This window comes from Candidatus Nitrospira allomarina (assembly GCF_032050975.1).
Taxonomy (GTDB): Bacteria; Nitrospirota; Nitrospiria; order Nitrospirales; family UBA8639; genus Nitrospira_E; species Nitrospira_E allomarina.
In genome coordinates, this window is sequence record NZ_CP116967.1 from 2,936,130 (window position 1) to 2,955,676 (window position 19,547).

The window sequence follows — 19,547 nt, forward strand, 5'->3', positions numbered from 1 at the left end:
TTCTTGCTCTTCCTTTTCGATCAGATTGGTATGGTGAGCCGACAACGACATTTATCATTCCGGACAGAGAGAAAGGGATCTTCATCCGTATGCTCGCCCTAATGGTCTTGACCTGAACCTAGTCAGATTTCAGAAACACCCAGGCGGGATAGGGTGGAAGCTTGAGAGAGACCTGCTCCACATTCTGAACGGGTAGGTGAGAGGGAGCCATGAGTTCTTCCCGATCGCCATCGGCGAAGGTTCCACTATCCAGGCGGGATTCCCAATTCCCTTTTGGAAGCTTGACCAAAGCTAAGGAGGCCTTGTGGTGAAACCCCAGGAGGACCAGTGCCTCTGGGCCCTGTTTAGCACGGCGATGAATAATCAGCAATTGGCTTTTCGCATGTGACCCAATCTGGATTCTGTGTCCCTTCGCTCCGGTGCCTAATGCGGGAATAGATTTGCGCAGCTGAATCAACGCTTGGCACCACCGCGCGTGGGCGTGTTGTTGGGGATTGGTTTCAAGACAAGGACGAATGGTGGAACGATCGAAGGTCTCTTGAGCGTAGGGATCAGGAATGTCCGTCCATCCGAACGCGGCAAATTCCCTGGTTCTCCCCTGTCGGACGGCTTCAATTAACGCAGGATCCCCGTGGTCGATGAAATACAAAAAAGGAGCGGTTTCGCCGTATTCTTCTCCCATAAATAAAAGAGGAAGATATGGTGAGAGCAGGACGGTGGCATTGGCGACTTTGAGGGCTTCAAAATTCACCAAGCGACTGAGTCGGTCTCCCTGTGCGCGGTTGCCGATTTGATCATGATTTTGGGCGCACACAACAAGTTGTGTTGGTGAGCAGGGTTTGAAGGAATTGCCATGTTTCCGTCGTCGATGTGGAGAATATTGTCCGGAATAGACCACCCCTTCCCGTATGGCCTTCCCCAGGTCTTTGAGTTGTCCAAAGTCTTCATAGTAGCCCTTACGCTCATTTGTGAGCAGGGCATGCAGGGCATGATGAAAGTCATCGCTCCATTGCCCGTCCAACCCATATCCCCCTCGTGAGAGAGGCGAAATGATGCGGACATCATTCAGATCACTTTCGGCAATGACTTGAACCTGGCGCTCGAGTCGTTCTCCCTCCGTATGGACGGCTTCTCCAATGTCCTGAAGAAGATGCTTGGCGCTGAAGTCGAAGATGCCGTGAATCGCATCTAGGCGTAGCGCATCAATGTGGTATTCATGAATCCAATAGACCGCATTGCTGATCATGAAATGTCTGACAGCATCACTATCGGGTCCATCGTAGTTGAGGGCGCTCCCCCATGGGGTTTTATAGGTGTCGGTAAAGTACGGCCCAAAATCACCAAGGTAATTTCCTTCCGGACCCAGGTGGTTATAGACCACGTCCATGATCACCGCGAGACCGGCTGCATGACAGGCATTGACCAATCGCTTGAGGCCATCGGGTCCACCATAGTTGTTTTGCGGAGCAAAGAGAAAGGTTCCATCGTATCCCCAGTTTCTGGACCCAGGACATTGCGCCACCGGCATGAGTTCAATGGCGGTAATACCAATCCGGTCACGCAAATATGGCAGACGGCTGATGATGGCATCAAAGGTTCCGTCCTGGGTGAAGGTGCCGGTATGGAGCTCGTAAATGATGTATTGACCGAGGGGCAGGCCACGCCAAGCTGTATCCGTCCAGGAAAATGCCAGAGGATTAATAATTTCCGAGGGGCCGTGTACACCATCCGGTTGCGATCGGGAAGCCGGATCAGGGCGTTCAATGGTGTGATTTAATACATATTGATAGCGGGTGCCTGGAGAAAGGTCTTGCACGGTGCCTTTCCAATATCCCAAAGATTCCTGACCAAGGGGGATCGCTTCACCGGTACTTCCCATGATTTTGACGGCCACCGACTGGGCCTGGGGTGCCCACACCCGAAACTCCACAGATGAGGCGTCGATATACGAGGCGCCCAGGTCTAATTGCCATCCTACTGCCTCTAATTTTTCCAAAGGTGGTGCCTCCCGGCTGGTATTTTAGGATTAGTATTGTTGGCTGGTGGGGGATGGGATAAGTGAAAGTTTAACAAAAATGCTGAAGAGCTGTATATGGAAGGTCAGAGGCGTCTGGCTAAGTTTGCCCCATTTTGAGATATGCTGTATTATCGTCCCCCGCTATTTCCGATATCCGTAACCCGACATCCAGGAGAGCAGAATTTTATGAGAATTTGGCCAGGTCGATCATATCCGCTCGGTGCCACATGGGATGGGCAAGGAGTCAATTTTGCGCTGTTTTCCGAAAATGCAACCGGTGTGGATCTTTGTCTGTTTGACAATGAACTTCAGGACCAGGAAACCCACCGGATTCCTATTGAAGAACGAACTGATCAAGTCTGGCATGTGTATTTACCGGAGGTGCGTCCTGGCCAACTCTATGGATACCGGGTGCATGGGCCATATGAACCCGAGGCTGGGCACCGGTTTAATCCTGCCAAGCTTCTTATTGATCCGTATGCGAAATCCTTGACAGGTGTTGTGCGATGGTCCGATTCCATGTTTGGTTACCGTCTTGGCGACCCGGCAGGTGACCTTTCATTCGATGACCGGAACAACGCGTCAAACATTCCCAAAGGGGTGGTCGTCGATCAGGCCTTTAGCTGGGGAGGAGACCAACGTCTGAATATCCCCTGGGAGCAGACGGTCATCTATGAAGTCCACGTCAAGGGAATGACGATGCGGCATCCGGATGTTCCTGAAGCATTGCGGGGAACCTATGCAGGCTTGGCGTCTCCGGCGATTCTCGAATATTTGCAATCGCTGGGGATTACCGCAGTGGAATTGTTGCCGGTTCACCATTTTGTGAATGATCTCTATTTGAAAGAAAAGGGCCTCACGAATTATTGGGGTTACAACTCCATCGGATATTTTGCACCTGATATCCGGTATTCGGCTTTCCCCGGTGGAGGAGAAAAGGTCGATGAGTTCAAATCCATGGTCAGAAAACTTCATAGTTCCGGCATCGAAGTCATCCTTGATGTGGTCTATAACCATACCGGAGAAGGGAATCACTTCGGGCCGACGTTATCATTCCGAGGGATTGATAACGCCTCCTATTATCGGGTGTCTCCGGACAATCCACGCTATTACATGGATTATACCGGCTGTGGAAATACGTTGAATGTCCGACATCCCCGGACCTTGCAGTTGATCATGGACAGTTTGCGGTATTGGGTGAATGATATGCATGTGGATGGTTTCCGGTTTGACCTGGCATCCGCGCTCGCACGGGAATTACATGATGTGGATCGACTCAGCGCCTTTTTTGACATCATTCACCAGGATCCTGTGTTGTCACAGGTGAAGCTGATCGCCGAACCCTGGGATCTGGGGGAAGGGGGCTATCAGGTGGGAAACTTTCCTCCTGGGTGGGCCGAGTGGAATGGGAAATACCGTGATTCCATTCGCCGGTATTGGAAGGGTGATGGTGGGTTGCTTGGGGAAATCGCCAATCGTTGGTCCGGGAGCAGCGATCTCTACGGAGAAAGCGGGCGACAACCCTATGCCAGTATAAATTTTGTGACCGCTCATGACGGATTTACCCTTCAGGATTTGGTGTCGTATGACCACAAGCATAATGAAGACAATCAGGAAGGGAATCGGGATGGAACCGATGATAATGATAGTTGGAATTGCGGTGTGGAAGGCCCGACGGAGGATCCCGCGATTCAGGAATTGCGGGACCGGCAGGTCAGGAATTTTTTCGCGACCTTATTGTTATCCCAGGGAGTACCCATGATCTGTGGCGGAGATGAGTTAGGTCGTACGCAACAGGGGAATAATAACGCCTATTGCCAGGATAACGAGTTGAGTTGGTTGAATTGGAACCTGACGCGATCCCAACTCGGATTGCTGGACTTTGTGAAGATGCTCATTGCCATTAAAAAAACCCATCCGGTGTTTCAACGGCGAAGGTTTTTTCAAGGGCGCCGGATAGAAGATTCGGAAGTGAAGGATGTGGCCTGGTTCGGATCGCATGGAAAAGAAATGTCGCATGAAGATTGGCAGATGGGGCATCGAACCTTGGGAATACGGTTGGCCGGGGATGCCATTGTAGAGAAAGATAGTCAAGGACGACCGATTGTGGATGAGACGTTTTTAGTATTGATAAACGCCCATCATGAGGATGTGGACTTCATACTTCCTGCTCACACCAAGTCGGTGCGGTGGGAGTTGGAATTTGACACCGCTGTACCGCTTGACAAGAAAAATCCCAAGCATTCGAAATTATTGAAAGGGGGACAACCCTATCATTTAATTTCTCGGGGGCTGGCCTTGTTCCGAACCCCGAAATCCTGACGGACCTCGGTCATGGTCACCACCTCTTGAGCCCGATGTAACGCTGGTCCATAGGAATGACACAACCGCTATGCCCCAGGCTAGGGCAAAATGGGCAAGCGGAAAGGTCGACATTGGCCTTCAGGGGAAAACGGCACATCTGGCCTCAGTCCGCTAGACGACAAATTTCTTGCTGCGCTCCACCATCCCGGTGACCGCTTCTTTGGCATCTTCGGCAAATTCTCCGGCCCGTTCGCTGGCGTCTTCCATCATATTCTTTAACTGACGACGGGTTCGGGATCCCGACTGAGGAGCCATCAACAGACCAAGTCCGGTTCCGAGAACCACTCCGACCATAAGAGAAAGTCCAGCGAGCAGGACATATCGAGTGTCGTTATCCATGTGAGATACCCTCCATTAGTGTGAGGTCAGTGAGTAAAAGTATTGAACAATCAATATTCCACCTGTCTACTATGGTGGCGGAGGCTGATGCAAGAGAATCTCACGCTCGGCTTGAAGCCAATCTTCCCAATCACTGCCATGTTGGCCCCCGCGCCGGTGATGAATTTCATAGGCGCGTTGGGCAATGCGTTCCCGCAATTCTTCGGATAAAGCCATTGAGGGACCGGGATAGGAGACTTCAGGCTCCTTGTCAATTGCCTGAGACGAAACCGGGCGCTTAGTTGTAGCTGATCCCACAGATTTGCTGCTGGGCTTTTTTGCCGTCTTGGGTTCAGATGTCGTTTTTTTTGTGGTGGACGGTTTTTTCTTGGGTTTCTCGTCTGGTGTTTTAGGGGGCATGGTTCCTTTCTCAGCTCCTATGCTTGTCTGACTTTTGAGGGACCCCATTCCAACTCATTTATCACTGTATTGTACCGGAATTTGGGCTCTTCGTCCAAGCTGTTGGGCGAGGTTTTGCTTTTTTTCGAGGCAACGGCCGTGTCGTGAATGGACGAAAAGGGGTTTTTCCTGAAGTGGGAGGAAACGTTCCCATGAAAAAATCAGAGGTCTATGGATCGCGGCAAATTTTGATTTTTCGGAACGGTATTTTCAGGAGTTAATAACGAGGTTTGTTGAAGACACAAGATTGCTCTTCCCTTACAATTACAACGATAAAGTCTTAACGGAGATAGGAGACCCTTGGGAAGGGAGGGATGCTCTTTCCGAGTGGATGATTGGGAAAATCTTCTGATCTGAAGTGCCCAACAAAATATGGTGGATGCATGGTGCTTCAGCAAGTCACTCTCATGAGCCGGCGGCCACCAAACTGAGAATGAGGGATGGTTAGTAGCGATTTTCCGCAACAACTGCCATCAAGGAGAGTATCTTTTTGAATGACAACGATGAATAACTTTGAACTTACCACGAAGCCGATTTGGCAGTTAGGCCGTCAGTATGGGATTGAACCGGTTTATTTTGATGGTTTAGGTGTTGAGCGGCAGGTTACGATTCCTCATCTTCAACAAGTCCTGGCAAGCATGGGGGTGAAGGCCTCATCGAAGAAGGACATTCTTGACTCGCTTGCTCATGCGGTTTCCCGAACCTGGACGCAGGTCATTGAATCAGTTGTGGTGCGGTACCCTTCTGATGCTCCGTTCATGTTGGCTCTGTCCCTTCCTCTTGAGGACATCAGCTTGGAAAAGGTTTCCCTTGTCATCCAGGTGACGGATGAGAAGGGAGGCAGCCGGCGCCTATCTCTGCCAGGATCCAGGGGCAAGGTCACTTCTGAGAAGACGATACGTGGCGTGAAATATGTCCAGGTTCATTTTCCTCTTTCGGGAAAATTTTCACTTGGATATTTCCGTCTTTCGGTCCGTGTAAAGCTGTATGCAGAGCGAATTGTGGAGGGACAGGCCCTGCTCATAGTGGCACCCAAGAAATGTTATCTTCCCCCTTCACCCAAACGGGCTTGGGGAATTTCGCTCCAACTCTATGGGTTACGGTCCCACAGAAACTGGGGAATTGGGGATTTTCGAGATTTAGAAGAGGTCATGAAGGTGGCGGGGACTCGTTGGGGAGTGGCCACCATTGGGGTCAATCCTCTTCATATCCCAGCGGTGGGATTAACGAGCCCTTATTCTCCGTCCAGCCGTCTCTTCTGGAGCCCTATGTACTTGAACCTGGAGGGGGTGGAGGAGTGGCGGACTTCTGCACGGCTTCGTCAGAAGGCCAAGAGTGCAAAATTCCAGCAGCGCCTCCAACAATTTCGGGAGAGTCCACTGGTCGATTATGAGGCCGTAGGGAAACTGAAATGGACCATTCTCGAAGAACTCTTCCGAGTGTTTCGACGACACCATCTCCAGCCTATGCACCCTACGGCACGTGGAAGGGCATTTACCAGATTTGTGTCCGGGTTCAATCCCCATCTGACCATGTTTTGTACATTTCAGGTTTTGACGGAGCGATTGGGAACGGTGGCCTGGCGTACCTGGCCGAACTCCTTTCGGCATCCACAGTCACCTGATGTGGAAGTGTTTCAACGATCCCATGCCACTCGAATCCAATTTTATCAATATGTCCAATGGTTGTGTGAGTTGCAATTACAGAACCTCGATCGTGTTGCGAAGAAACATTCGTTGTCGTTCGGGCTGTATCACGATCTACCGGTTGGCATTCATCCCGAGGGAGCTGATGCCTGGGTCTTTCAACGTCAGCTTGCCTCAGAGATTACCGTTGGCGCGCCGCCGGACTCCTTTAATCTCAATGGACAAAGTTGGGGACTGGTTGTTCCCAATCCCGTTCGATTGCGGGAAGATGGCTATCGCTTTCTTCGAGAAACCTTACGGCAAAATATGCGACATGGAGGTGTCCTCAGAATCGATCATGCCTTGGGGTTGTTTCGAATGTTCTGGGTTCCCCAAGGCGGAACAGGAAAGGATGGCGTGTATGTCAGAACCTATGTGGATGAAATGTTGGCGGTCCTGGCTTTAGAAAGTGTGCGACAAAAAGTGATGGTGGTTGGGGAAGACCTGGGTGCGGTCACTCCTGTCATTCGGGAAAAATTAGATGCCGCCGGACTTCTCTCCTATCGCCTGCTATTTTTTGAACGAAAAAATGGGGGGGAGATGTCCCCTCCACATGCCTATCCTGAGCAGGCCCTTGTGGCCGCAACAACACATGACCTACCTACGCTCAAAGGTTTTTGGGTTGGGCGAGATATCATGATTAAGCAAGCAGGGGGGGTATATCTCAGAAAAAAAGATTGCAAGCAAGACCGGCAGCAGCGGGCGGAAGATCGGAAACAATTATGGGAGGCCTTACATCGGGAGGGCCTCTGTGCTGCCGAGCCAATTCCCGCTAACCTGTCGGACGATATGCTTCAAGCCATGTACCGGTATTTAGCCAGGACACCCTCCCGCCTGCTCATCGTGCAGCTTGAAGATTTGTTGGCTGAGCTTGATACGCCTAATCTGCCTGGAGCACCGGAATCAGTCTATCCTTCCTGGCGAGTGCGGATCGGGCGAGACTTGACTGCTTGGCTTAATGATCCGGCCATCCTGAGCTTTACTAAGGCGATGCAGCGTGAACGACGGAAAGGTGGACGGAAGCACCAAATTGACAGGGAATAGGCTTCATGAGCGCTTAATAGAAGGGTGGACAGGCAGATTGTATCCCATGAGTCAAATACGGTGTCTCGCCGGAATGTCAGTTGCGTGATGTGTAGGAGGATACTATGATCAACGATTGGCGTGGTCCGCTGCCCATCGGGTCTGATGGGGAAAACAAGGCGTTTCGTCTAAGTTAGGTCGATACCGCAGAGAGGACGATCCTTCAAATGCAAGAGAAAAAGTTGACGATGGCCGGGTGGGTGGATGGCTTAACCGACGCGGTTACCGCGAGCCTGGCTCAAATTGTTGCCTATTTGCCCACCCTGATTTTGGCGTGCATGTTGTTAGGGCTTGGTTATGTGCTAGCCAGGCTGGTTTCTGTCGTGGTGACCCGCCTGTTGCAATTGATGGGGTTTGACCGTTTGCTGAGTCGAACTGCCGTGCAAACCTTATTGGAGCGGTCAGGAACCAAGCAGAAAAGTTCTGAAATTTTGGGGATGATTGGGTTTTGGATTATTTTTCTGGTTTTTCTCATTCAAGCGTCCGACACCCTCAGTTTGACCATGGTCTCGGATGCCTTGACGAGTATTGCCTATTATATTCCCAAAGTCGGGATTGCGGTGTTGGTGCTGGTTCTGGGTTTAATTGCCGCGAATTTTGTTCGTGAGTTGATTACCATGACGTGTAGTTCGGCAGGAATTACTCACGGGACGATGGTGGCCCAGGCGGTCTATGTGGCGGTCGTGTTGTTGATTGTGGTGACGGCGATTGACGCACTTGGAATTAATACGGAATTGCTGAACAATACCATTGTCATCCTCTTAGCAGGATTGATCGGGGGCGCGGCCTTGTCGTTCGGGTTGGGGTCACGATCCGCTGTGGCCAATCTCATTGCCGCCCATTATTTAGGGTCAATGGTTCGAGTGGGCATGACCGTAAAAATTGGGGAAAACCAAGGAACCGTGGTTGCCGTCACCCCAATTTCGGTCGTGTTGGAAACCCGGGAAGGCCGGGTCATCGTTCCTGCGACTCAGGTTACCGAAACAACAGCCGTCATTACCCATCCCGAGCATTAGCATATGGAACTCGAACATCGGCTGACTCTGGGGTATTTGCAGGCGCATCCCGTAGAAGCGGCTCGTCATTTGGAATCGCTGGATCCTCATGAAGCGGCTTCGCTCCTGGAGGCCTTACCCGGGGAAGAAATCGCTGGTGTTTTAGAGCATTGTTTGCCGGTGTCCACGGCCAAAATCATCGAAGAGCTCTCGAAAGATCTTGGAGCAAATGTCTTAGGCGCCATGAATGCCACATCTGCAATCGGGGTTCTTCGACAATTTGAGGAACCTGTTCGTCAGGACGTGTTGGACCGGTTAGATAATCCCATGGGAGCTACCCTTCGCCGTGCTTTGCGGTATTCACCCAACACGGCCGGAAGTTTAGCGGATCCTCAGGTGTTTACCCTCCCACCTGATATTGCCGTCGAAGAGGCCATTGACCGTATTCGTACCTATGGCCAGAAAGCCATGTACTATATCTACGTCATCGATCGCGATAGTAAATTGGAAGGTGTCATCACATTGAGGCAACTGCTGATTGATCGGTCTGATCATTTAGTCGGAACATTGATGGAGACCCAGATCACCACCTTATCAGCCGAAGCCAATCTGGAAGAAATTCTTAAACATTCTGAGTGGAGCCGGTTTCATACCTTGCCGGTGGTGGATCGATGGGGAACATTTTTTGGAGCCCTGCGATATCGGATGTTACGCAGGATTGAAAAAGATGTCGGAGGCAAGGCCCCGTTGGGATCGGTGAGTGATTCGCTCATGCAACTTTGGGAAGTCTATTCGTTAACCGGCATTCGCTTAATGACCGATGTGGCGGAGACGCTACAAGAACGGAACAAAATAGGGTGAGGGATCTGACCACGCAGAGGAGTATGAAGGTCCGGGGAAGGGGGCATCTCCTCAACGAGGCGTTTTTTCAGAACCATCATGAGGAAGCCGCACGAATTCTTGAAGGGTACCCGGTGGAGGATATCCTGCGAGTCTTGCAAGGGACCAGTCCGAAAAATGGGGCGAATCTTCTGGCCTGTATTACTCCTCCCGTGGCTGCGGATACGTTGGCGATCATGCCCACCGATTTGCTGAAACAGGTTGTGCCGCATCTCTCGCCCTCATTAGCTGCATCTCTGTTTCAACGGTTGGACGACGATCTGCAACGGGCAATTCTTTTCAGAGTTCCTGAACGGTATGCCCAGGAAATCCGGTCCTATATGACCTACCCGGAGGAATCCGTCGGTCGTATTATGGATCCAAAATTTTTTGTGTTGCAGGAAGAAAGCACGGTTCGAGAAGCCATGGTCCAGGTGCGGATCAGGGCCCAGAAGGATGTCCATGACGTCTATGTCATTGATCGAAACCAAAAGCTCGTGGGCCGGATTTCCGTCCGTGACTTGTTGCTGGTGGATCCGGAGGAAAAATTGCAGTCGGTTATGGTTCAGGATCTTCCTACCATTCATCCTTTGGAGTCGCGTGAAGAGATTGTCGAACTCTTTGGTGAAAGACATTTTTTTACGATTCCGGTTGTGGATCTGGACGAACGGCTCTTAGGCGTTGTCCGGAACGAAGCCATTATCAAGGCCAGTCAGGAAGATGCGAGTGCAGACCTGCTGACGATGGTGGGTGCCAATAAAGATGAGCGTGCGCTTTCCCCCGTGTGGTTTTCCGTCCGAAAACGATTGCCGTGGTTGCAACTGAATCTGTTAACGGCATTCTTGGCTGCATTCGTCGTGGGAATGTTTGAAGGGACGATTGCGAAATTTACCGCTCTGGCTGTTTTACTCCCGATTGTCGCCGGGCAGTCAGGCAATACCGGGGCCCAATCCCTCGCCGTGGTCATTCGCGGGTTGGCTCTGCGGGATATTCGACCATCCCAATGGCTCAGGGTCAGCGGGAAGGAAGTCTATGTCGCATTTTTAAATGGCCTGGCTGTTTCTGCGACAGCCTGTCTTGCAGTGGGATTGTGGAGCCGGTCGTTGGGATTGGTTTTCATCATCGGCTTGTCCATGATTATTTCGATGGTCATTGCAGGGTTATCCGGTGCGATCATTCCCATCGCCTTGAAGGCACTCAAACAGGATCCGGCTCAATCCTCCTCCATTGTATTAACCACGGTGACCGATATAGTCGGGTTTTTCAGTTTCCTGGGGCTTGCCACCCTGCTTTCAAGTTTATTGGAAACCTGATTATTGATCGGTTTGTGGACAGGATCCTCTTCACGTCCGCTCCCCCCCCGTTTCCATACCCCTCGCCGGCCCATTTTCCTTCCAAGAAAATTTCTGATTGCCTACTAATTGATGGTAGGGTAGTATCGTTTTTGCTCTTTTTTATATCGTATGTCATTGAGGAAAGGAGGCTCTATGGGATCACAGAAGATGTCTAAAACGGATCGAGTGGGGACATTGGATCAGGATATTTCCCGGATACGTCAACAATTGGAGAGCCTGAAAAAATTCCTGATAGATGAGCCTTCCACGGTCGCATTAAACGAATTTGATTCCGCTACTGAAGACATTCTCGCCGATGCGTTAGGCAGTTCCTCTCCGCTCTTAGATACCTATGACTATGCCCAACTAGGAGAGGCAGCGGGGCTGATGAATCTTTCTGAAGAGGCACCGGAAGGCACCACCCACCACTCACAGCGGGAAACGATCCGGCAACGGCAGCGAGTGCTGGAAAGCGCTATTGCGGATCTTGAGGCCAGGCGAGCCTCCCTCTCGCAGGAATCCAAGAAACGGAAAGCGTCCGGGCCGACCGTCTCCGATTATATGGCAAAAACTGTGCGATCCGTGTCGCTCGATGCCACCTTGCAGGAAGTCGGACAGTGCCTTCAAAAATGGAAAATTGGGTCGGTGTTAATTCAAAGTGGAGATGAGTACTTGGGGTATATTACCGAAACCGAATTGACTCGAGAGGTCGTCGCGTCCGGAACAGATCCCATTACCACCACGGTGAAGACCTGCATGCGCGAACCGTTAGTCACGGTTGAAACCAGTGATCCAATTGTCGAAGCCGTGCGCCTGATGAAAGAAAAAGGTACCAGACACCTTGCGGTCACAGAAAGTAGCAGGATCGTTGGTGTGGTTTCGGTTTCAGATATAATCCGGTATTATTCCGGGGTTGTATAAAGATTTGTCTTCTGAGAGATTGTCACTCGCCTCCTAGCATCGGGCTATCAGGCTCTCTTCCTCGGGAACACACGCAGGTTTTATCGTGGTTGTGTTTCTCGAGGAAGGTTCCACATTATTCCATAATATATTTGATCCGCCATTGAATGAAGCTTTCGGAGGCAGCGAACGTAAGCCGAGAAAAATCTGCCTGGTGGAACTCTGGGGACATTCGTGTTTTTAGTCATCGGATAATCTATTCCGAGATCGCAGATCATACATCAAGAACCAATTATGAAGATAAAAATGGGTAATAGGAATTGCAAGGTGACGCGTCACTTTCCCAGGCGTATGGCGATCCTGAGTTCCGTCCTGGCCTTGTGGATCGGTTGTGGCAGTGTGGTTGCGCTGAGTATTGGAATAGACAGAGGTGCCGGATGGGCAGCTGAGTCCTCAGAGTCCCCCCTGGAACGAATGGAGGAAAAAACATTCAAGGAAGCAGGATTTGCGGACGTGGCTCAGGCCGTGACCCCGGCAGTTGTGAATATCACGGCAACTGTTGATATTGTCGAATCCCGTATAGGAGGCGTTCCACTTCCGTTTAAAGGTTTTGGTGAAAGCCAACCCCCACCGGGTATTCCCAAACGCCAAAAGGGTTCAGGATCAGGTGTCATCCTGTCTCCCGACGGATTCATTATGACCAACAATCATGTGATTGCCCAAAGCCGTGATCTCCTTGTCACTCTTCCCGATTCACGTGAATTTCCAGCCAAGGTTGTTGGGGCGGATCCCGAGACGGATTTGGCGGTTATCAAAATTCAGGCAGACAAACTTCCTGTGATTCCCTGGGGAAATTCCGCCTCATTAGCCGTTGGTCAATATGTATTGGCCGTTGGCAATCCGTTTGGTCTGAATTCAACGGTGACGCTAGGTATCGTCAGCGCTCTTGATCGAGGAGGGATGGGGTTAGCCCGCTTTGAAGATTTCATTCAGACCGATGCGGCAATAAATCCGGGAAATTCAGGTGGGGCGTTGGTGAACACCCGAGGAGAATTAGTTGGCATTAATACAGCAATAGCCTCTCAAAGTGGAGGGTATCAAGGAGTGGGGTTTGCTGTGCCTTCTTCATTGGCAAGACCTGTGTTAGAGGAACTGATCAAACATGGCAAGATTGTTAGGGGATATTTAGGACTGGGGGTACAGGAAATGACGACGGAACTGGCTCCGTGGTTTGGCCTAAAAAGCGGGGAAGGGGCCCTGGTGACGGATGTGGTTCCTGGTGGGCCGGCCGACAAGGCCGGGATACACCGGGGAGAGGTAATTTTTGAGTACCAAGGAAAAAATATGAAAGATGGACAAATGTTGCTGGAACAAGTGACACGTGCCACTATTGGAGAACAGATTGAACTGGGTATGGTCGAAAATGGAAAAGAACGTAAGGTAAGAGTGGTTATCCGTGAGCAACCACCGACCCCTCAGGCCCGGCGTACTCGTACGCCTCGCGCGGAACATCCTCTTTCCGGTGTGGAAGTGGCCGATGTCGATGAGGCGGCCATTCAGGAATATGGGTTGAATCCTGCCACCAAGGGAGCGGTGGTCTCATTCCTTGAGGAAGGATGTGCCGCTGAATTGGCGGGGATCATAGAAGGAGATGTCATTATTGAATTAAATAAGCATCCCGTGGAATCCGTCAGGGAGTATTCCTCCTGGTTTAAACGGCTTAAGAAGGAACACGCGGTACTGGTCGTGCTTGTCCGTTCCTCACGTCATTTGTATGTGGTGGTGAAATCTTCCTGAAGGAGTCAAGAGAGGTTTCTGGTGATTCACGGATTTATCAGAGGAGCTTTTGTCTAGGGCATTTAAACTTTCTGTCCAATGGCTCTTTGTTTTTTCAAGAGGCCGGGGATGTTTAAATATTCTTGGTCGAAAAAAGAGCACCAGATCAAAATGGAGCGATCAAATCGGTAAACTCGAAGTCGAAAAAAAACAAGATGGTATATTCGTTGAAGTAGGTTGAACCTTGGAACCAGGGAGTGGAGCGAACAAACTGTCCTGTCGTTGTTTCGTATATGTCCAGGCGGAACCGGGTATATCCTGACAGTTTTTGAGAAGCGTATATCGCAATCTCGGGCAAGGCAATGGGGAGAAGCGCACTCTGTATTGGTGGTAACCCGAACAAGGAGGACCGTTGCTCGACTCCTAAACCCTGAACAAGGATGTGGATCCGGTACTTGGCTTGAGCTGGATCCATGACGATTTTCAGTCCATTTTCCCCCAGCCAGCCCCCAATGGCTCCCTTAAAAAATTTTTGTGCAACGGCCAACCCTTGTTCAACGCTTAATCCAGCCATATCCAGACTTACTGTATCTCCAGTGGTTAGGGGAATGGGCATGGTGTTTTTTTCATGCAAGCTTCGCTCCACGGCTTGAGCCATGAGGAGTTGTTGAACTGCAGTTGGCGATTCGGGAAGGGGTATGGCATTCATGGCACCGCAGCCTGTCAATATACCCACCAACAGGAGAACTTGTAGAATCCATAGCATGGACCTATTCAACTGACGTGCTTCGTTTAACCAAATCACTTTCACCTCTTTTTTTGATAAGCCCAGGGAAATACGTAAGTCCTCCTTAAGGAGAACAGGTGTTCGATACTGCCTCGTTAGTTTAGGGAGCAGATCCTGGGGAATCAATCATTGAGCCGGATTCCTTTGTCAGGCCAGATGGAACGGACGAATTCGGAGGTGCCGCATGGGCAGGGTTCATCTCCTTGTGTTTTGTGACCCGAAGCAATGTGGGGTTGTGTATAAAAGGTTCGTATTTCGGCACGTCTAATGTCACCAGGTCCCGTTCCTCAATGAGGAGCTCGATCTCAGCCACCTGTTGTTGAAAGGTGGCTAAAATGCTTCCGTCTTGAGTCGTAATCGTGACCAGTAAACGATCCTCTTGGCGTTGTTTGTGTGTCACCGATCCCTCAAGTGGATGCATGGCGTCTTTTAAAAATGCGGGAAGATAGGAATTCAAATACCGTGAAGCTAACATCGGGCCACTTAAGCCAAAGCCTAATCCTAGAAAAAATACCGTCGCCGGTATGACCCATGGTTTCATGGTTTCCGTTCCGTGGTCGGAGGTTCGTCTCTTGGTTTTTCCGATTCTGTTGAAGGAAAGGTCTGCTGTGTGGTTGGAGGTTCGTCTATTGGTTTTTCCTGCTCTGTTGAAGAAAAGGTCTGCGGTGTGGTTGGAAGTTTGTCTTCCAGTGGTACCTGCTGCGATGGCGCAGGTTTCTGCTGTCCACGAATAAACGTTTCCAGGCGGCTAAGGGCATCAGCGGTCATGTCGCGGGCCCCCTTGGTCGCATGTTCGGATTTTTCGGTGAGGTCTTCTATTTGTCGACGGAGATCGCGCATTCCCCCGCCGGTTCGTTGAAAGGCCATGATCGCAATCACTAAGGCGACGATAGCGATCACGAGAGTCAATATTTCCATGATGTCCTCCTGTTCCGGTCAAGCCGTCCTTTTGAAATCTGAAAAGCGTTGACCCCCATGTAAGTATCAGTTGCAGATTGAGGCATCTATGCTGAAATGACCGTCATCTTGTTCTTCTGGATGTCGGTCTGTCCGTCCTCCTTACATTATTGTGACACGACATTCATTGGGAATCTACCGTGAACCTGTTTTTGTCTGGACACGGACACCTTGAAAAGTCGATGTTGATCCTTCTCATGGATGTGTCCAAGGTCGATTCAGGAGGCATGCCCTGTTTGCTCAATTGGGGAAAATGGTTGCCCTCGGCCTTCGGATGACATATGGCGCAGGCGCCTTTCTTTTGGTTTGCGAGCGGGTTGTTGCCGGCAGTTGATTTCTAAGTGGAGAGATGCGTCAGCGTTTAAATAATCGTGTGAAAATTAATCAAAATTAATAGTCAATTAATCCTCAGCTTATACTGAATAGATAGGATGTCGATACGAAATATCTCAGGGTCGGCAATCTTACTATCAAGGAGGAGTGTCAATGGGTACAAACAATCGTGGTTCTCGTGGTTGGCGGTTTCAATGGCCGTTGTCCTTTACCAGAATGAATGCCGGGAAGGCGGGACTGGCCGGCATCGGCTTCCTGGCTGGAATCCTACTGCTCGGGTCATGGAATATGCCTTTTCATTCGCAAGCAGCAGTTTCTCATCCGGCAGATCCTGCATCCGTTGGATCCCTTCCCAATATGGAAAAAGGAGGATTTGCTGACATTGCCCAGGCGGTGACCCCCGCAGTGGTTAATATTACGGTTCGAAAAGAAGCGCCGGTTCCCATGTCGGGGATGCCGTCTGATCCGATGAGAGAGTTTTTCGGTCTGCCAGGAATGCCGGAGATGCCAGGAATGCCGAACAGGCCCAACGGGCCTCCTGCTCCGGAAGGGCAGGGAGCCGGTTCCGGGGTCATTATCTCTAGTGATGGATTTGTGTTGACCAATGATCATGTGGTCGATGGGGCCAAGGAAATCATGGTCACCCTTCCGGATAATCGGGAATTCACGGGAAAAGTGATCGGCCTTGATCCTCAGACTGATTTAGCCGTCATTAAAATTGATGGGAAGGATTTACCGTATGTTCCATGGGGAAATTCCGGCGAGCTTCGAGTCGGAGAATATGTCCTGGCGGTCGGCAATCCTTTTGGGTTGAATTCCACCGTCACGCTGGGGATTGTCAGCGCATTAGGTCGAGGAGGCATGGGCATTACTCAGTATGAAGATTTCATTCAGACCGATGCCGCGATCAATCCGGGGAATTCCGGTGGCGCGTTGGTGAATACGCGAGGCCAACTGGTCGGAATTAACACCGCAATCTTTTCCCAATCCGGCGGGTACCAAGGTGTGGGATTTGCCGTTCCCACCAATCTTGCCAAACCGGTGTATGACAGTTTGGTCAGTACCGGAAAAGTTGTGCGAGGATTCTTGGGCGTCGGTATACAAGCCGTCACGACGGATCTCGCAGGCTCCTTTAAATTGGATCAATCCAAAGGTGCGCTGGTTACTAATGTTGTTCCCGGAAGTCCTGCCGACAAGGCGGGCCTCAAACGGGGTGATGTGATTGTCGAATATCAGGGCAAACCCGTATTGGATCCGCGTAGTCTTCAGCATCATGTTATCAGGACTACTATTGGAACGGAGGTGAAGATGGTGGTGATCCGGGATGGGCAGAAGCATACTCTGAATGCGGAAATTCGTGAACAAGATAAGCCTGTCCAAGTGGCACAAGCAGGCCAGATGGGCACGACGGAAGGACCCCTTGCCGGGGTGGCTGTTCAGAATCTCAACCCTGGTATGGCCGAGCAATTAGGGGTGGAAGAAAATGTGAACGGGGTGGTGGTTATGGATGTCGCACCGGGAAGCTATGCCGCACGGGCAGGACTGGCTCAGGGCGATGTGATCAGCGAAATCAATCGTAATCCGGTTCGCTCGGAGGAGGATTTCAGAAAAGTGACCTCCAGCTTGACGGACAAGTCCTCCGCCTTGATCTTTATTCATAGGGGTCAAGGAGCTTTGTATCTGACTGTAAAAGTCTAATAGACCGAAAAAATACACGGTAAGTCTTAGCGGGATACCATACTTCCTGAATTAAAAAAGGAGCGGTGTGGTATCCCGTTTTGGTTAAGGAGTTGGTTAGATCATGAGCCGAGGTGGGTTATTCAATTGGACATGAAGCAGAGGGGTAAGGGGTGAGGCGTATCGCGTTGGTAAAACTTGCTGAGAACGCGCGGTGTGTTTATCGTTGACCCTCAGGCGTTGAGGGAAGAGTGCCAAGTCTTTGGGTAAGGAGTAAATTCTCAGAAGCATCGACCGGGCAGTCGATGATTGAAAGGGTATTGGAGTTCAACGCCTTTTGCAGCACGTGTGCCAGTTCCTTTGCTGATGCGATGCGATACCCTTTCGCACCAAAGCTTTCCGCGTATTTCACGATATCCATATTGTGAAATTCCACGTATGTCGATCTGCCGAATTGCTGCATTTGTTTCCAGCGAATCAGGCCGAGACCGCCATCATTGAAAATAAGCACCACAAAGGGGGTAGCCATGCGTACGGCGGTCTCCAATTCCTGCGAATTCATCAGAAACCCTCCGTCCCCGGTGACCGCCACGACACGGCGGTCCGGGTGTGCCAATTTGGCCGCCACTGCGCCGGGCAGGGCAATGCCCATGGCCGCGAACCCGTTCGAAATGATGCAGGTGTTGGGAAGAAAGCATGGGAAGAGGCGCCCAAGCCAGACTTTGTGCGCGCCGACATCCGAGATCACGATATCATCGTGGGCCAGCGCCGCACGCAGATCCGCGAGGATTCTTTGCGGCTTAAGAGGAAATGACGTGTCCTGACCGCCTTGTGCCAATTCCTCGTGACGCATTTGGCGAAAACGTGAGGCACGCGTCGTAGCGGGCGCGTGGCCCTGATCTGTCAGCGCTTCAAGTGACGAAGTGATCGTACCCACGACCCCGACCTCGATGATGTACGACGCGTCAACCTCGGCGGGCGACATGTCCAGGTGCACAATTTTCTTATCGCGGTTGGGGTTCCAGGCATGGGGCGCATATTCCACGATGTCATATCCAATTGCGATCACGACGTCCGCATCCAGGAATTCGCAGTTCACATAGTCCATGGTCTCCAGTCCAATGGCACCGAGCGAGAGCGGGTGGGTATCGGGAATGGTGCCTTTGGCCATAAAGGTTGTGGCGACTGGAATGTTCAGCTTTTCAGCAAAGCGCACCAGCGCTTCGGAGGCATGTCCGCGAATGACGCCATTGCCCGCGAGCACGATCGGAGCCCTGGCCTCCCCAATGATACGTCGGGCCTTGTCGAGTTGTTCGGGTGCGGCCCCGCCGGGGTGAACCGATTGCACGAGCAAAGGTTGACCCTCGGTTTCCATAGAGGCAATGTCTTCGGGAATTTCGATGTGTGTGGCGCCGGGTTTTTCGGACTGAGCCAGCTTAAAGGCTTTCCGAAAGACTTCAGGAATGATGTCGGGAATGGGCAAGGTGGCATTCCACTTTGTCACAGGACGAAACAGGGAAACAATGTCAAGGTGCTGATGGGATTCCTTATGCAGCCGGTCCTGATCGGCTTGGCCCGTCAGGGCGACGAGTGGCGCACGATCCATGGTGGCATCGGCCACGCCACTGATGAGATTCGTTGCGCCTGGCCCCAGCGTGGAGAGACACACGCCGGCTTTGCCGGTCAACCGGCCGTACACGTCGGCCATGAAGGCCGCGCCCTGCTCATGGCGGGTCATGACAAAGCAGATAGAAGAACCGATCATCGCATCGAGAAGATCCATATTCTCCTCGCCCGGCACACCGAAGATATATTTCACGCCTTCGTTCTCCAGACATTGTACGATGAGTGTGGCGGCTTTCATGCGTGCTTCCGTATTCAATATTCTTGAAAAATTTGAGTAACGCTGCCAGAGAATGTGAGCTTTTCTCAGGATAATCGCGATTCCGTCGCAGCGCGGAATCGCGCGCGCCGTATAGTCCA

The 19,547-nt window shown here is 51.2% G+C and carries 15 protein-coding genes; 8 read left to right on the forward strand and 7 right to left on the reverse strand.

Going from position 1 to position 19,547, the window contains the following annotated elements; genetic code table 11:
- Positions 1 to 118 precede the first annotated feature (118 nt).
- Positions 119 to 1,996 (reverse strand): malto-oligosyltrehalose trehalohydrolase, encoded by a 1,878-nt coding sequence (gene treZ, locus PP769_RS13090; RefSeq protein WP_312640812.1) that lies wholly within the window; start codon positions 1,994 to 1,996, stop codon positions 119 to 121.
- A gap of 207 nt (positions 1,997 to 2,203) precedes the next feature.
- Here treZ and glgX point away from each other — a divergent pair, with 207 nt between their 5' ends.
- Positions 2,204 to 4,339, forward strand: coding sequence for a glycogen debranching protein GlgX (gene glgX, locus PP769_RS13095; RefSeq protein WP_312640814.1), 2,136 nt, complete (start codon positions 2,204 to 2,206; stop codon positions 4,337 to 4,339).
- Between the two features lie 153 nt (positions 4,340 to 4,492).
- On the opposite strand, the gene PP769_RS13100 is transcribed toward glgX, so the two are convergent.
- Positions 4,493 to 4,720: a YtxH domain-containing protein gene (locus PP769_RS13100; RefSeq protein ID WP_312640816.1), complete on the reverse strand. Its 228-nt coding sequence runs from the start codon at positions 4,718 to 4,720 to the stop codon at positions 4,493 to 4,495.
- A gap of 69 nt (positions 4,721 to 4,789) precedes the next feature.
- A complete protein-coding gene (locus PP769_RS13105) occupies positions 4,790 to 5,119 on the reverse strand; it encodes a DUF2934 domain-containing protein (protein WP_312640818.1) in 330 nt (109 codons plus the stop codon).
- A 533-nt stretch (positions 5,120 to 5,652) separates the two neighbouring features.
- On the opposite strand from PP769_RS13105, the gene malQ reads away from it, so the two are divergent.
- The 6 genes from malQ to PP769_RS13135 all read left to right on the forward strand — a co-directional run bounded on the left by malQ (position 5,653) and on the right by PP769_RS13135 (position 13,831).
- Positions 5,653 to 7,887 carry a 4-alpha-glucanotransferase gene (gene malQ, locus PP769_RS13110; protein WP_312640820.1) on the forward strand — a complete coding sequence of 745 codons (2,235 nt, stop codon included), beginning with the start codon at positions 5,653 to 5,655 and terminating at the stop codon, positions 7,885 to 7,887.
- 206 nt (positions 7,888 to 8,093) lie between these two features.
- Positions 8,094 to 8,942, forward strand: a complete 849-nt coding sequence (locus PP769_RS13115; RefSeq protein WP_312640822.1) for a mechanosensitive ion channel family protein — start codon at positions 8,094 to 8,096, stop codon at positions 8,940 to 8,942.
- A 3-nt stretch (positions 8,943 to 8,945) separates the two neighbouring features.
- Positions 8,946 to 9,782 (forward strand): magnesium transporter MgtE N-terminal domain-containing protein, encoded by an 837-nt coding sequence (locus tag PP769_RS13120; RefSeq protein WP_312640824.1) that lies wholly within the window; start codon positions 8,946 to 8,948, stop codon positions 9,780 to 9,782.
- Between the two features lie 23 nt (positions 9,783 to 9,805).
- A complete protein-coding gene (gene mgtE, locus PP769_RS13125; protein ID WP_312640826.1) occupies positions 9,806 to 11,113 on the forward strand; it encodes a magnesium transporter in 1,308 nt (435 codons plus the stop codon).
- A gap of 174 nt (positions 11,114 to 11,287) precedes the next feature.
- The gene (locus PP769_RS13130; RefSeq protein WP_312640828.1) at positions 11,288 to 12,055 is read left to right on the forward strand and encodes a CBS domain-containing protein; all 768 of its coding nucleotides are present in this window, start codon (positions 11,288 to 11,290) and stop codon (positions 12,053 to 12,055) included.
- Between the two features lie 306 nt (positions 12,056 to 12,361).
- Positions 12,362 to 13,831, forward strand: coding sequence for a Do family serine endopeptidase (locus tag PP769_RS13135; protein ID WP_312640830.1), 1,470 nt, complete (start codon positions 12,362 to 12,364; stop codon positions 13,829 to 13,831).
- Positions 13,832 to 13,976: 145 nt separating this feature from the next.
- Here the strand turns inward: PP769_RS13135 and PP769_RS13140 are convergent, their stop codons facing one another.
- The 3 genes from PP769_RS13140 to PP769_RS13150 all read right to left on the reverse strand — a co-directional run bounded on the left by PP769_RS13140 (position 13,977) and on the right by PP769_RS13150 (position 15,515).
- On the reverse strand, positions 13,977 to 14,576 hold the full coding sequence (locus tag PP769_RS13140) for a hypothetical protein (protein ID WP_312640832.1): 600 nt from the start codon (positions 14,574 to 14,576) through the stop codon (positions 13,977 to 13,979).
- A gap of 121 nt (positions 14,577 to 14,697) precedes the next feature.
- Positions 14,698 to 15,138: a hypothetical protein gene (locus PP769_RS13145; protein ID WP_312640834.1), complete on the reverse strand. Its 441-nt coding sequence runs from the start codon at positions 15,136 to 15,138 to the stop codon at positions 14,698 to 14,700.
- Positions 15,135 to 15,515: a hypothetical protein gene (locus PP769_RS13150; RefSeq protein WP_312640836.1), complete on the reverse strand. Its 381-nt coding sequence runs from the start codon at positions 15,513 to 15,515 to the stop codon at positions 15,135 to 15,137. Before PP769_RS13150 ends, PP769_RS13145 begins: the two co-directional genes overlap by 4 nt.
- Positions 15,516 to 16,040: 525 nt before the next feature.
- Here PP769_RS13150 and PP769_RS13155 point away from each other — a divergent pair.
- The gene (locus PP769_RS13155) at positions 16,041 to 17,585 is read left to right on the forward strand and encodes a DegQ family serine endoprotease (RefSeq protein ID WP_312640838.1); all 1,545 of its coding nucleotides are present in this window, start codon (positions 16,041 to 16,043) and stop codon (positions 17,583 to 17,585) included.
- Between the two features lie 199 nt (positions 17,586 to 17,784).
- Here the strand turns inward: PP769_RS13155 and PP769_RS13160 are convergent, their stop codons facing one another.
- Entirely contained in the window at positions 17,785 to 19,428 is a 1,644-nt protein-coding gene (locus PP769_RS13160) for an acetolactate synthase large subunit (RefSeq protein WP_376753446.1), read from the reverse strand.
- Positions 19,429 to 19,547 lie beyond the last annotated feature (119 nt).

Excerpts from the sequence above, each read along its gene's own strand:
- glgX (WP_312640814.1), top strand. The coding sequence starts at position 2,204 with ATGAGAATTTGGCCAGGTCGATCATATCCGCTCGGTGCCACATGGGAT.
- PP769_RS13100 (WP_312640816.1), bottom strand. The coding sequence starts at position 4,720 with ATGGATAACGACACTCGATATGTCCTGCTCGCTGGACTTTCTCTTATG.
- PP769_RS13105 (WP_312640818.1), bottom strand. The coding sequence starts at position 5,119 with ATGCCCCCTAAAACACCAGACGAGAAACCCAAGAAAAAACCGTCCACC.
- malQ (WP_312640820.1), top strand. The coding sequence starts at position 5,653 with ATGACAACGATGAATAACTTTGAACTTACCACGAAGCCGATTTGGCAG.
- PP769_RS13115 (WP_312640822.1), top strand. The coding sequence starts at position 8,094 with ATGCAAGAGAAAAAGTTGACGATGGCCGGGTGGGTGGATGGCTTAACC.
- PP769_RS13120 (WP_312640824.1), top strand. The coding sequence starts at position 8,946 with ATGGAACTCGAACATCGGCTGACTCTGGGGTATTTGCAGGCGCATCCC.
- mgtE (WP_312640826.1), top strand. The coding sequence starts at position 9,806 with ATGAAGGTCCGGGGAAGGGGGCATCTCCTCAACGAGGCGTTTTTTCAG.
- PP769_RS13130 (WP_312640828.1), top strand. The coding sequence starts at position 11,288 with ATGGGATCACAGAAGATGTCTAAAACGGATCGAGTGGGGACATTGGAT.
- PP769_RS13140 (WP_312640832.1), bottom strand. The coding sequence starts at position 14,576 with ATGCTATGGATTCTACAAGTTCTCCTGTTGGTGGGTATATTGACAGGC.
- PP769_RS13145 (WP_312640834.1), bottom strand. The coding sequence starts at position 15,138 with ATGAAACCATGGGTCATACCGGCGACGGTATTTTTTCTAGGATTAGGC.
- PP769_RS13150 (WP_312640836.1), bottom strand. The coding sequence starts at position 15,515 with ATGGAAATATTGACTCTCGTGATCGCTATCGTCGCCTTAGTGATTGCG.
- PP769_RS13155 (WP_312640838.1), top strand. The coding sequence starts at position 16,041 with ATGGGTACAAACAATCGTGGTTCTCGTGGTTGGCGGTTTCAATGGCCG.
- PP769_RS13160 (WP_376753446.1), bottom strand. The coding sequence starts at position 19,428 with ATGAAAGCCGCCACACTCATCGTACAATGTCTGGAGAACGAAGGCGTG.